We start from the raw sequence: 12,132 nt of genomic DNA on the forward strand, positions 1-12,132 counted from the left end.
TCCGTGTCCGGAGTGGCTTGTAATTGAGAATTACTCGCATATACTGGCGGCATCCGATCCACCGTGAAAGTCTCCCATGCGCACCGAAGCCCGCCCCGACGAGGAATACGCGCTGCCCGGCGTCGAGGCGCTGCTGGCCGGTACGCTGGCGCTGATGACGGGCGTGGCGCAGGCGGCGCCCGGCGGCGACAGCGTGGGGCCGATGGCGGCCAAGATCGTCGCCAACCTGGGCCTGCTCGCCGACCACCCGAGCCTCAGCGACCCCATGCGCCAGATGCTGGCGCGCCTGGTGGTGCACTGGCAGGGCGTGGCGCACGAACAGTTGGCCGATGCCCCCGTGCTGCCCGAACGGGCACTGTGGCTGCGCAGCCCGGCGACGCTGCAATGAGTTCCAGCGAGCTGCTGGCTGAGCACGGCGCCCTGCTGCGGCATTGGGCCGGCGTGCAGGCGCGCGTCAGCCGCCAGATGGGCGACCAGCAGCAGCGCTGCGCCGCGCTGGAGACCGAGCTGATGCAGTGGCGCGCGCGCTGGATCGTGGCCACCACGCAGATGCTGTGGGGCCTGGGCTGGCCCAGCCTGGCGCCGGTGCCGTCGCGCGTTGTCCGGCAGGTTGACGAGGCACCGCCGAGCGCCACCGACGTGCTCTGCCAGACCGGCTGCGCCAGCCACGCCCACCCCTGGCGCGGCGACGAGGGACAGTGCCGCCTGACGGGCAGCGACTGCACGCGCGTGCCGCCGACGGCGCAGGAGCGCTCAGCCCGCGTCGCCGCCGTCGGGGACTGACTCGACGCCCAGCAGGCGGTGCAGCCGCGTGCTGCTGGTGGTGTACTGGAACGGCAGCGGCCGATCCGGGGCGACGAGGGCCTGCGCCGCGTAGGCCGCCAGCGTGGCCTCGTGAAAGCCGCACAGGATCAGCTTCTTCTTGCCCGGGTAGGTGTTGATGTCGCCCACGGCGAAGATGCCGGGCGCGCTGGTCTGGAACTTCTCGGTGTCCACCACCAGTTGCTTGCGCTCCAGCGCCAGCTGCCAGTCGGCGACGGGGCCGAGCTTGGGGCCGAAGCCGTGGAAGACCAGCAGCGCGTCCAGCGGCAGCGGCGCCTCGGCGCCGTCGGGGCCGGTGATCTGGAGCGCCGTCATGCGGCCGTCAACCTGCGTGAAGCCGCTGGGCTGCCCGACGATGAAGGCCAGGCGCCCCGCGCCCGCCAGCGCGCGCAGGCGCGCCACGCTGGGGGGCGCGGCCTGGAAGCCATCGCGCCGGTGCAGCAGGGTCACGCTGGCGGGCGCGTGTTCGGCCAGCGTGGCGAAGTGGATGGCCCAGTCCAGCGCCGAATCACCGCCGCCGGCGACCACCAGCCGCTGACCGGCGAAGCGCGCGGGGTCATCCACGCCGTGGAACAGTTGCCGGTGCTCGAAAGCCTCGATGCCGGCCAGCTTCAGCCGCCTGGGCTGGAAGGCGCCCACGCCGGCGGCGATGAACACCGTGCGCGCCAGCAGCGCGAGGCCGCGGTCGGTGCCCAGGCGCCAGCGGCCGTCGGGCTGGCGCTGCAACGTGTTCACCTGCTGGCCCAGGTGGAAAGTGGGCGCGAAGGGGGCGATCTGCCGCATCAGCGCGTCGGTCAGCTCGCGCCCGCTGCACACGGGGATGGCGGGGATGTCGTAGATCGGCTTGTCGGCGTACAGCTCGGCCGGCTGGCCGCCGGGGTGGGGCAGGGCGTCGATGACGTGCGCCTTGATCTCCAGCAGCCCGAGCTGGAACACCTGGAACAGCCCCACTGGGCCCGCGCCGATGATGGCGGCGTCGGTTTCGATGACGGGCTCGGTGGTCATGCTGAGCTATGAAAAAAAGAGCGGCTGGCGCAAGCCCCGCCTGCGTCAGCCGCCGATTTGTCTTAAAAAACGGTCAACGCTCCAGGTATTGCAGCTTGTCCGGCTTGCCGTTCCAGTCGTCGGCATCGGGCAGCGATTCCTTGCGCTTGGTCAGGGTCTTGAAGTTGGGCGAGCGGGCCAGTTCGGCGTTGATCTCGATCATGTGCTCCTGGCCGCGCGGCAGGTCTTCCTCGGCGAAGATGGCGTTGGCCGGGCATTCGGGGATGCACACCGCGCAGTCGATGCATTCGTCCGGGTCGATGGTGAGGAAGTTGGGGCCTTCCTTGAAGCAATCGACGGGGCACACGTCCACGCAATCGGTGTATTTGCAGCGGATGCAGTTTTCGGTGACGACGTGGGTCATGATCTTGGTGTAAACGATGAATTTTATCTTCAGCCGGACGTGCTAGCGCAGCCGCCCTGCGCGGCCAAGGGTTGCTCGGCGCCGCGCAGTTCGTCGAACCAGCCCAGGCGGCGCATCAGCGCCTTCTCGCCCTCCAGCAGCAGCATCACGGTCGCGCCCAGGACGGGCGCCAGCAGCAGGTCGGACAGCGGCAGCGCGCGGGTGTCGAACAGCGCCTGCATCCATGGCGTGTAGGTGAAGGCCAGTTGCAGCACCAGCACCGCCAGGATGGCGTGGAACACGGCCGGCGTTCCGCGCGCGCCGCGCCAGGTGAGCGAGCTGGCGTGCAGGTAGCGCACCGAGAACAGGTAGCCCACCTCCAGCGCGCACAGGGCGTTGACCACCAGGGTGCGCGTGGCCTCCAGCGCCAGCCCGCGCGCCTGGCCCCAGGCCATGACGAAGTGGATGGCCAGCGCGAACAGCACCGACACCAGCGCCAGCCGCCACACCATGAAGGGGCTGAGCAGCGGCGCGCGCGCCGGGCGCGGCGGGCGGCGCATGACGCCGTCCTCGGGCGGCTCGAAGGCCAGCACCAGCCCGAGCGTGATGGTCAGCGCCATGTTGATCCACAGCACCTGCGCGGTGGTCAGCGGCAGTGTCAGCCCCAGCACCAGGGCGCTGGCCACCGCCATCACTTCGCCGCCGTTGGTGGCCAGCGTCCAGGCCAGCACCTTGCGGATGTTGTCGTAGACCACGCGCCCTTCGCTCACGGCGGCGACGATGGAGGCGAAGTCGTCGTCGGCCAGCACGATCTGCGCCGCTTCCTTGGCCGCCTCGGTGCCTTTCTGGCCCATGGCGATGCCGACGTCGGCCTGCTTGAGCGAGGGCGCGTCGTTCACGCCGTCGCCCGTCATGGCGACCACCGCGCCCTGGCTTTGCAGCGCGCGCACCACGCGCAGCTTGTGCTCCGGGCTGGTGCGCGCGAACACCTGGGCGCGCTGCGCCAGCGCCGGCAGCGCGGCGTCGTCCACCTGGTCCAGCTCGGCGCCGGTGACCACCACCGGATCGGGCGCCAGCCCCAGCTGCGCGGCGATGGCGCGCGCGGTGGCGGCGTGGTCGCCGGTGATCATCTTCACGGCGATGCCGGCGCCGCGGCAGTCGGCCACGGCGGCCACGGCTTCGGGGCGCGGCGGGTCGATGAAGCCGATCAGCCCGGCCAGCGTCAGCCCGCTCGGCGGCGCCGCGTCGATGCGCTCCACCGGCTGCGGCAGGTGCCGGTAGGCGAAGCCCAGCACGCGCTCGCCGCCGGCGGCGACCTGATCGATGCGGGCCAGCCAGTCGGCCTTGGCCAGCGGGCTGGTGGCGCCGCCTTCCAGCAGCACGCCGGTGCACATGGCCAGCACGCGCTCGGGCGCGCCTTTGACCATCAGCAGCGCGCCGCCGCCGGGCAGCGCGTGCAGCGTGGCCATGTAGCGGTGGGCGGCGTCGAAGGGCACCACGTCCGACCGCGGGTGCGCCGCGTGCTCGGCCTGCGGATTCAGGCCGGCCTTGATCGCCAGCGCCAGCAGGGCGCCTTCCATCGGGTCGCCGGTGACGTGCCACTGGTCGTCGCTCTCGGCCAGCGCGGCGTCGTTGCACAGCAGGCCGACGCGCGCCAGCATGCGCGCGTCGCCGCCGGGCTCGCCGCCGCCCACGCGTTCCAGCGTGCCCACGGGCGCGTAGCCGGCGCCGCTGGCCAGGCATTCGCCGCCCGCGGTGACCAGGCGCCGGCAGGTCATCTCGTTGCGCGTCAGCGTGCCGGTCTTGTCGGAGCAGATGACGCTGGTGGCGCCCAGCGTCTCCACCGCCGGCAGCTGGCGCACGATGGCCTGGCGCGCGGCCATGCGCTGCACGCCGATGGCCAGGGTGATGGTGATCACCGCCGGCAGCCCCTCGGGCACGAAGCTCACGGCCAGCGCCACCACGGTGATGAAGGCGTCCACCCAGGCGTACCCGCGCACCAGCACCGCGAACAGGAACAGCAGCACCGCCACCACCAGCGCGCTGGCCGTGAGCTGGCGCCCGAAGCGGTTGACCTGCCGCAGCAGCGGCGTGGTGAGCGGGGCGATGCCGCCCAGCAGCGCGCTGATGCGGCCGATCTCGGTGCCCAGACCGGTGGCGGTGACCACGCCGCGCCCCAGCCCGGCGGCCACCAGCGTGCCCGAGAAGGCCATGCCGGCGCGGTCGCCCAGCGGTGCGTCGGCGGCGACGGCGGCGGTGGATTTCTCGGCCGCCACCGATTCGCCGGTGAGCAGCGCCTCGTCGATGCGCAGGGCGTGGGCATGAACCAGGCGCAGGTCGGCCGGCACGCGGTCGCCGGCCTCCAGCAGCACCACGTCGCCGGGCACCAGGCTGGCCACGTCCACCACCTGCTGCGCGCCATTGCGCACCACGCGCGCGTGCGGGGTGAGCATGTCGTGCAGCGCGTTCATGGCGGCCTCGGCCTTGCCTTCTTGCAGCACGCCGACGATGGCGTTGACCAGCACCACGGCGACGATCACGGCGGCGTCGATCCAGTGCCCCAGCGCGGCGGCGATGGCGGCGGAGACCAGCAGGAAGCCGATCAGCGCGTTGGCGAACTGCGCGCCGAAGCGCCGCAACCAGCCGCGCCGGGGCGGCTGGGGCAGGGCGTTGGGGCCATGCGCGGCCAGCCGGCGCGCGGCTTCGTCGGCGGCCAGGCCGTGGCGGACGTCGGTGCGCTGGGCTTCGGCCGCGTGCGAGGGCGGCAGCGCGTGGGGCGGGGTGGGTGGAGTCGTGTCGGCTGGGAAGGGCATGCGGCGCGGTTTCCTGAACGAATGCTTCAGGCGGTGCGACCATGTTGCAATCAAACGGTTCGCACCCCGCAGGCCGGGTGTGCCCGGGGCTTGACCGAGATCAAGCAACGGTCGATTCCCCTTCAGCGCACCAGGATTGCGCCGGAAGTCCTGTGGCTGGCGGTATCGACCAGGATCAGCGAGCCCAGCACGCGCGCCTGCGCGAACGGCGCGGCGGGGATGGGCTCCTGCAACACCAGCTCGACGTGGCCGATGGCGTTGGCCTCCAGCTGCGTGGCTTCCTGGCGCGCCAGGGTGTGGATGTCCAGCCGCTCCACGATGCGCCGCACCTTGGCCTTGACCCAGCGGTGGCCGTGCAGCGCCCAGTACACGCGGCCGGCGACCAGCGGCTCGTCGTCCATCCAGGCGACGGTGGCGGACAGCTCGCGCACCAGCGGCCAGGCGGGCTGCGCGGCGGGGGTGTCGAAGTCGTCCTCGGCAGCATCGGCGGCGGGCGCCGGCGCGGCCACGATCCAGTCGCCGCGGGAGACGTCCACCTCGCGGTCGAGCACGATGCCGGCGCCGTGGCCGGCCGCCACGTTGCGCGGGCGGCGCGCGTGGTCCAGCACCTGCGCGACCACGGCCGGCTGGCCGCCGGGCAGCACCTGCACCGGCGTGCCGGGCGCGAGTTCGCCGGCGGCCACGCGGCCCCAGAAGACGCGGCGGCCTTGCGAGGTGTCGGCGGAGGAGGAAAATTTTTCCACCCACTGCACCGGAAAGGCCAGCGGCAGCCCGGTCTCGCGCGGCATGGCGGGCAGGCGCTCCAGCAGTTGCAGCAGGCTGGGGCCGTCGTAGCCGGCCCAGCCGGCCTCCGGATCGACCACGTTCCAGCCCTTGAGGGCGGACACGGGCACCGTCGCCTCCACCGTGATGCCGGCGGCCTGCGCGAAGGCGGCGAGCTGGCCGCGGATGTGGGCGAAGGCGAGCGCGGGGTCTTGCACCGCGTCGAGCTTGTTGACGGCGAACACGACGGAGGGCACGCGCAGCAGCCGCAGCAGCAGGCTGTGGCGGCGCGTCTGCGGCAGCAGGGCCAGGGCGGGGTCGGCCCAGTCGAGCTTGGTGGCGTCCACCAGCACCACGGCGGCATCGGCCTGCGAGGCGGCGGTGACCATGTTGCGCGTGTACTGCTCGTGGCCGGGCGCGTCGCCGATGATGAACTTGCGCGCCTCCGTGCTGAAGTAGCGGTAGGCGACGTCGATGGTGATGCCCTGCTCGCGCTCGGCGGTGAGGCCGTCGGTCAGCAGCGCCAGGTCGGCCTCGCCGCTGCGGGTGATGCCGGCCAGATGGTCCTGCAGCACGGCGCGGCTGTCCACCAGCAGGCGGCCGATCAGCGTGCTCTTGCCGTCATCGACGCTGCCGCAGGTGATGAAGCGCAGCGCGGATTCATGGTCTTTTGGGGCTCCAGCGCCCGTCTGGCGAGCGCTGGCAGCTATCAATTCGGTAGTTTCCATCAGAAGTATCCGTCTTTCTTGCGCTTTTCCATCGAAGCGTCGGAGGTCTTGTCGTCCATGCGGGTGGCGCCGCGCTCGCTCAGGTCGGCGGCCAGGGTCTCGATGACGATCTCGGCCGGCGTGGCGGCATCGCTGGCCACCGGGCAGGTGCAGGTGATGTCGCCCACGGTGCGGAAGCGCACGTCGCGCACGACGACCTGCTCGCCGTCCTTCGGCGGCGTGAGCGGGGTCACGGGCACGAGCAGGCCCTTGCGTTCCACCACCTCGCGCTGGTGCGCGTAGTACAGGCTGGGCAGGGCGATGGCCTCTCGGTCGATGTACTGCCACACGTCCAGCTCCGTCCAGTTGCTGATCGGGAACACGCGGAAGTGCTCGCCGGGCGCGAGGCGGGTGTTGAACAGCGTCCACAGCTCGGGCCGCTGCGCCTTGGGCTGCCATTGGCCGAAGCTGTCGCGGTGGGAAAAGATGCGCTCCTTGGCGCGGGCCTTTTCCTCGTCGCGGCGCGCGCCGCCGATGAGGGCGTCGAAGCGGAATTCCTCGATGGCTTCGAGCAGGGTGACGGACTGGTGCACGTTGCGCGACTCGCCGGGGTGGGCCAGGCGCACGGTGCCGCGCGCCATCGAGTCCTCGACGCTGCGCACGATCAGCTCCGCGCCCAGCTCCTTGGCGCGCAGGTCGCGGAAGTCCGTCACTTCAGGGAAGTTGTGGCCCGTGTCGATCATCAGCAGCGGGTAGGGGATGCGGCCCGCGCCGAAGGCTTTCTCGGCGCAGCGCAGCATGACCAGCGAATCCTTGCCGCCGGAGAACAGCAGCGCGGGGCGCTCGAAGGCGGCCGCCACTTCGCGCAGGATGAAGATGGTTTCTTCCTCCAGCGCGTCGAGGTGCTGGTTGCTCAGGTGGGAGAGCACGGTGGTGTCAACGCGGGCATTCATTGGGTTTTTCATTCAAATCGGGCTGTAGCGCTGATGGGGCAAGCGCTGGCAGCTATCATTTTTCTATAGGACTTACGCAAACAAGGATGCACAAGCGGCATCTCCGCAGGGCAAGCGTCTTGCCTGAACCCGTTTTGCGTAAGTCGTGTTCTAGTGAGCCAGGTGCAGGCCGCATTCGCGCTGCTCTTCGCCCTTGGTGGGGTCCACGTAGTCGAAGTTGTTGGGCAGGCCGTGCTTTTCGCAGTATTCGTACAAGTCCTTGGACGACCAGTGCAGCAGCGGCGCGACCTTGACGAGGCCGTCGGGGTTGATGCTGACCGGCTCCATCTGCGCGCGCACGGCGCTGTCGGTGGCGCGCAGGGCGGTGAACCAGACCTTGGGCGCGGTCTCGCGCAGGGCGCGGGTGAAGGGTTCGAGCTTGACCTCTGCGGTGAACGCGGCGTGGCGCGGGTCGTCCAGCGCGGGCACGGGGCCGTCGACCGCCTCGCGGTGGGCGCGCGAGCGCAGGGGCAGGTAGATGCGCAGGTTCAGCTTCAAGAGCTTCGTCACCTCGTCGGCGTAGCGGTAGGTGGCCTCGGTGTTGTAGCCGTTGTCCATCCAGATGACCGGCACGTCGGGCCGCGCCTGTGTGACCAGGTGCAGGATCACGGCCTCGTAGGGGCGGAAGTTGGTGGTGACGATGCTGGGCTGGTTCAGGCCCAGCGCCCACTTCACCAGGCCGGGCGCGTCGCGGCCCAGGTCGGCGTTGATCTGTGCGAGGTTCATGCCGCCTCCCGCGCGCCGTCACGTGCAAAGAGCGGGCGCGGCTGGAGCGCGTCGCCCTGGTAGAAGGCGCGGTAGCGCGCGAACTGGCGCTCGGCGGTTTCCAGGCTCTGCCCCTCGGCCAGCACGGCGCTGGTGAAGCCGCTGCGCTCCATCTGCACCAGTTGATCGACCAGCACGTCGCCGGTGGCGCGGAGGTCGCCCGCAAAGCCGTAGCGGCGGCGCAGCAGCACGGCCTGGCTGAAGGCGCGGCCGTCGGTGAATTTGGGGAAGTCCAGTTCGATGCGCTCCACGCCCTGCAAGGCGCCGCTGGCGGCGATCTCGGGCAGTTCGGCGTCGTTGGCGATCTTCAAGACTTTTCCGGCCTCTGTGCTTGTGGGATCTGCGCTGGCAGCTATTATTTTCATAGTCATCATTCCGTCACGGCTTCTTCGGCCTGCTTGGGGTGGCGCGCGGCGTTGGCGGCGGCCTTGAAGGGGTCGTGGCCCACGCGGCGCAGGGTGTCGATGAAGAACTCGCCGCTGTTGCGCAGCTCGCGGTAGACGTTCAGCACGGCCTCGATCACGTCGGGCACTTCCGCGGCGGAGAACGAGGGGCCCACGACCTTGCCGGGGATCGCCGGGCCGCTGAGGCGGGTGCCGTCGGCGCCGCCCAGCGTGACCTGGTACCACTCCTTGCCGTCCTTGTCGACGCCCAGGATGCCGATGTGGCCGCTGTGATGGTGGCCGCAACTGTTGATGCAGCCGCTCATGTGCAGGTCGATGGGGCCGAGGTCGAACACCTCGTCCAGGTCTTGATACCGCTCGGTGATGGCGGCGGCGATGGGCAGGCTGCGCGCGTTGGCCAACGCGCAGTAGTCGCCGCCGGGGCAGGCGATCATGTCGGTCAGCAGGCCGATGTTGGGCTGCGCCAGGCCGAGCTTGCGCGCGGCCTCGTACAGCGCGGGCAGGTCGGACTCGAACACCCAGGGCAGCAGCAGGTTCTGCTCGTGCGTCAGGCGCGCCTCGCCCGCGCTGAACTGGTCGGCCAGTTGGGCCAGCGCGGCGATGGTGTCGGCATCGGCATCGCCGGGCGCGAAGCCCACGCGCTTGAACGACAGGGCGACGGCGCGCAGGCCCGGCAGCTTGTGGCCGCGCACGTTCTGCGCAATCCAGCGCTGGTAGAGCTGGCCGCTGGTGTCCACGCTGGAGGGCAGGTTGGCGGGCTGGAGTGCAGGCGCCGCGAAGTGGGCGGACACGCGGTCCAGCTCGGCCTGGGTGATGGTGTGGGGCGCGCCGTCCTGCTCGACGATGGCTTTGTACTCGGCCTCCACCGCGTCGATGTACTTCTGGCCCTCGGCCTTCACCAGGATCTTGATGCGGGCCTTGTACTTGTTGTCGCGCCGGCCGTAGACGTTGTAGACGCGGATCACGGCCTCGACGTAGTTGAGCATCTGGTGCCACGGCAAAAACTCGCGCACCACCGTGCCGATGACGGGCGTGCGCCCCATGCCGCCGCCCACCTTGACGGCGAAGCCCAGCTCGCCCGCGTCGTTCCTGACCAGTTGCAGGCCGATGTCGTACCAGCCGGTGGCGGCGCGGTCTTCGGCCGAGCCGTTGAGCGACATCTTGAACTTGCGCGGCAGGAAGGCGAACTCGGGGTGCAGCGTGCTCCACTGGCGCAGGATCTCGGCGAAGGGCCGCGCGTCGGCGATGCTGTCTTCCGCGATGCCCTCGTAGGCTTCGCAGTTGATGTTGCGCATGGCATTGCCGCTGGTCTGGATGCCGTGCATGCCCACGCTGGCCAGCAGATCCATCACGTCGGCAGCCTTGGTGATGGGGATCCAGTTGAACTGCACGTTGGTGCGCGTGGTGAAGTGGCCGTAGCCGTATTGGAGCGGCGCCGCGGCCAGCGTCAGGCCGGGCTGGGCGGCCTGCAGCGCGTCCTGCGTGGCCTGGGCGTGGGCCAGCAGCCCGGGCTCGGGCTTGTCGTACTCGCGCGCGATGTGCGCCAGCATGCGCAGCTGGGTGCTGCTGATCTCGCCATAGGGCACGGCGATGCGGGCCATGGGCGCGTAGCGCTGGATGTACCAGCCGTTCTGCAGGCGCAGGGGGAGCAGTTGCTCGTCGGTCAGCTCGCCGCGCTGCCAGCGCTCCAACTGGTCGCGGAACTGCTGGGCGCGCAGCGTGACGAATTCTTTGTCGAAATCGGTGTATTGGTACATCGTGAAATCCAGGGGCGGCAATCGTCAGGGGCCGCAGAATGACTCGCGCAATGTACTGCCTCTATATGTCAGGTCAAACGAATAGTTTTTTGTTGATATAGATGGAATGAGCATAAGCAAAGGCAGTGCAGGGGGGGGACGGACGAAAAAAAAGGGACGCGCGAGGCGTCCCTTTGTCGCAAGGCCGGCTGGCGCCGCGGAGGATCAGTGCGCCTCGGCCTGCTTGGCCGCCATGATGGCGGCGGCCTCGTCGTATTCGGCGCCGTTGAGGAACACGTTCAGCAGCACGGCGGTGATCGAGGTCAGCAGGATGCCCGATTCGATCAGCGAATGCAGGCCGTGCGGCATCCACTGCTTGAAGTCGGGCGCCACCAGCGGGATCATGCCGATGCCGATCGACACCGCGACGACCATCGCGTTGTGCCGGTTGCCCTTGAAGTCCACGCCCGACAGGATGCGGATGCCGGTGGAGGCCACCATGCCGAACATCACGATGCCGGCGCCGCCCAGCACCACGGTGGGCAGCGACTCGATCAGCGCCGCCATCTTGGGCAGCATGCCCAGCAGGATCATGATGCCGCCCGCCGCCACGCACACCCAGCGGCTCTTGACGCCGGTGACGGCGACCAGGCCCACGTTCTGCGAGAAGCTGGTGTAGGGGAAGGTGTTGAAGATGCCGCCGATCAACGTGCCCAGCCCGTCGGTGCGCAGGCCGCGCGCCATTTCGGGCTGGCCGATCTTGCGGCCGGTCATCTCGCCCAGGGCCAGGAACATGCCGGTGGATTCGATCATGACCACGACCATGATCAGCGTCATGGTGAAGATCAGCATCGGATCGAACTTGGGCACGCCGAAGTGGAAGGGCACGACCACGTCCACCCACGCCGCGTGGCCGACTTTCTCGAAAGTCATCAGACCCAATGCCGTCGCCGCGACGGCGCCGATGACGATGCCCAGCAGCACCGAGATGTTGGCCACGAAGCCCTTGGCGTACTTGACGATCAGCAGGATCGACACCAGCACCAGTGTCGAGATGCCCACGCCGACCGGGTCGCCGTACCTGGGGTTGGGCACCGTGGGCCGGGGCACGAAGCCCGTGGGCGGCGGCGGCAGCGGCGAGCCGGGCGCGGTGGCGGTGGACTGCGCCAGCTCCAGCCATTTCATGTGCTCGGGGTTGGGCACCACGGGCGCCGTGGGGCCGACGGGGTTGCCGAAGATCCAGTTGATGCCCACGCGCATCAGCGTGATGCCGATCACCGTGATGATGGTGCCCGTGACCACGGGCGGAAAGAAGCGCAGCATGCGGCTGATGAGCGGCGCGATCAGTATCGACAGCAGGCCCGCCCCGATGATGGAGCCGAACAGCAGCTGCGCGCCCTCCTGGCCCGGGTTGGCGTTGGCGATGGCCACCATGGGCGCCACCGAGGCGAAGGTCACGCCCATCATCACCGGCAGCTTGATGCCGAACCACTGGGTGGCGCCCATGGCCTGGATCAGGGTGGCGATGCCGCAGCAGAACAGGTCGGCGGAGATGAGCATCGCCACCTCGTCGGGACTGAGCTTGAGCGCGCGGCCCACGATCAGCGGCACGGCCACGGCGCCGGCGTACATCACCAGCACGTGCTGCAGGCCCAGCGCGGCGAGCTGGCCGGTGGGGAGCATCTGATCGACTGGTGAAACATTGGAGGATGGAGGGGAAGGGTTCATGGCAACTCCGTTTCTT

General features: G+C 69.8%; 11 protein-coding genes. 2 read left to right on the forward strand and 9 right to left on the reverse strand.

All coding sequences use genetic code 11. From position 1 onward, the window contains the following. Positions 1-76 precede the first annotated feature (76 nt). Together QM772_RS18960 and QM772_RS18965 are read left to right on the forward strand one after the other, a co-directional pair. Entirely contained in the window at positions 77-388 is a 312-nt protein-coding gene (locus QM772_RS18960; protein ID WP_415139282.1) for a hypothetical protein, read from the forward strand. Further along, the gene (locus tag QM772_RS18965; protein ID WP_415139284.1) at positions 385-783 is read left to right on the forward strand and encodes a hypothetical protein; all 399 of its coding nucleotides are present in this window, start codon (positions 385-387) and stop codon (positions 781-783) included. Before QM772_RS18960 ends, QM772_RS18965 begins: the two co-directional genes overlap by 4 nt. Here the strand turns inward: QM772_RS18965 and QM772_RS18970 are convergent. From QM772_RS18970 to QM772_RS19010, 9 genes are all read right to left on the reverse strand, one after another. Beyond that, positions 754-1,827, reverse strand: coding sequence for an NAD(P)/FAD-dependent oxidoreductase (locus tag QM772_RS18970; RefSeq protein ID WP_415139286.1), 1,074 nt, complete (start codon positions 1,825-1,827; stop codon positions 754-756). The genes QM772_RS18965 and QM772_RS18970 overlap by 30 nt on opposite strands. A gap of 73 nt (positions 1,828-1,900) precedes the next feature. Continuing rightward, a complete protein-coding gene (fdxA, locus tag QM772_RS18975; RefSeq protein ID WP_415139288.1) occupies positions 1,901-2,230 on the reverse strand; it encodes a ferredoxin FdxA in 330 nt (109 codons plus the stop codon). A gap of 29 nt (positions 2,231-2,259) precedes the next feature. Next, positions 2,260-5,022, reverse strand: a complete 2,763-nt coding sequence (locus tag QM772_RS18980; RefSeq protein ID WP_415139290.1) for a cation-translocating P-type ATPase — start codon at positions 5,020-5,022, stop codon at positions 2,260-2,262. Between the two features lie 122 nt (positions 5,023-5,144). Further along, entirely contained in the window at positions 5,145-6,512 is a 1,368-nt protein-coding gene (locus QM772_RS18985; RefSeq protein ID WP_415139292.1) for a sulfate adenylyltransferase subunit 1, read from the reverse strand. After that, a complete protein-coding gene (gene cysD, locus QM772_RS18990; RefSeq protein WP_415139294.1) occupies positions 6,512-7,444 on the reverse strand; it encodes a sulfate adenylyltransferase subunit CysD in 933 nt (310 codons plus the stop codon). Before cysD ends, QM772_RS18985 begins: the two co-directional genes overlap by 1 nt. Before the next feature lie 150 nt (positions 7,445-7,594). Beyond that, the gene (locus tag QM772_RS18995) at positions 7,595-8,209 is read right to left on the reverse strand and encodes a phosphoadenosine phosphosulfate reductase family protein (RefSeq protein WP_415139296.1); all 615 of its coding nucleotides are present in this window, start codon (positions 8,207-8,209) and stop codon (positions 7,595-7,597) included. Next, positions 8,206-8,613, reverse strand: coding sequence for a DUF934 domain-containing protein (locus QM772_RS19000; RefSeq protein ID WP_415139298.1), 408 nt, complete (start codon positions 8,611-8,613; stop codon positions 8,206-8,208). The genes QM772_RS18995 and QM772_RS19000 overlap by 4 nt, the downstream gene beginning before the upstream one ends. A 5-nt stretch (positions 8,614-8,618) precedes the next feature. Then, positions 8,619-10,409, reverse strand: coding sequence for a nitrite/sulfite reductase (locus tag QM772_RS19005; RefSeq protein WP_415139300.1), 1,791 nt, complete (start codon positions 10,407-10,409; stop codon positions 8,619-8,621). Between the two features lie 204 nt (positions 10,410-10,613). Further along, the gene (locus QM772_RS19010; protein ID WP_415139302.1) at positions 10,614-12,116 is read right to left on the reverse strand and encodes a nucleobase:cation symporter-2 family protein; all 1,503 of its coding nucleotides are present in this window, start codon (positions 12,114-12,116) and stop codon (positions 10,614-10,616) included. Positions 12,117-12,132 lie beyond the last annotated feature (16 nt).

This window comes from Ottowia sp. (genome assembly GCF_047601385.1).
Classification (GTDB): domain Bacteria; phylum Pseudomonadota; class Gammaproteobacteria; order Burkholderiales; family Burkholderiaceae_C; genus Ottowia.

Bases quoted from the DNA above. Each gene is read 5' to 3' on its own strand.
- QM772_RS19010 (WP_415139302.1), bottom strand. From the start codon at position 12,116: ATGAACCCTTCCCCTCCATCCTCCAATGTTTCACCAGTCGATCAGATG.
- QM772_RS18985 (WP_415139292.1), bottom strand. From the start codon at position 6,512: ATGGAAACTACCGAATTGATAGCTGCCAGCGCTCGCCAGACGGGCGCT.
- QM772_RS19000 (WP_415139298.1), bottom strand. From the start codon at position 8,613: ATGAAAATAATAGCTGCCAGCGCAGATCCCACAAGCACAGAGGCCGGA.
- QM772_RS18965 (WP_415139284.1), top strand. From the start codon at position 385: ATGAGTTCCAGCGAGCTGCTGGCTGAGCACGGCGCCCTGCTGCGGCAT.
- QM772_RS18980 (WP_415139290.1), bottom strand. From the start codon at position 5,022: ATGCCCTTCCCAGCCGACACGACTCCACCCACCCCGCCCCACGCGCTG.
- QM772_RS18995 (WP_415139296.1), bottom strand. From the start codon at position 8,209: ATGAACCTCGCACAGATCAACGCCGACCTGGGCCGCGACGCGCCCGGC.
- QM772_RS19005 (WP_415139300.1), bottom strand. From the start codon at position 10,409: ATGTACCAATACACCGATTTCGACAAAGAATTCGTCACGCTGCGCGCC.
- fdxA (WP_415139288.1), bottom strand. From the start codon at position 2,230: ATGACCCACGTCGTCACCGAAAACTGCATCCGCTGCAAATACACCGAT.
- QM772_RS18960 (WP_415139282.1), top strand. From the start codon at position 77: ATGCGCACCGAAGCCCGCCCCGACGAGGAATACGCGCTGCCCGGCGTC.
- cysD (WP_415139294.1), bottom strand. From the start codon at position 7,444: ATGAATGCCCGCGTTGACACCACCGTGCTCTCCCACCTGAGCAACCAG.
- QM772_RS18970 (WP_415139286.1), bottom strand. From the start codon at position 1,827: ATGACCACCGAGCCCGTCATCGAAACCGACGCCGCCATCATCGGCGCG.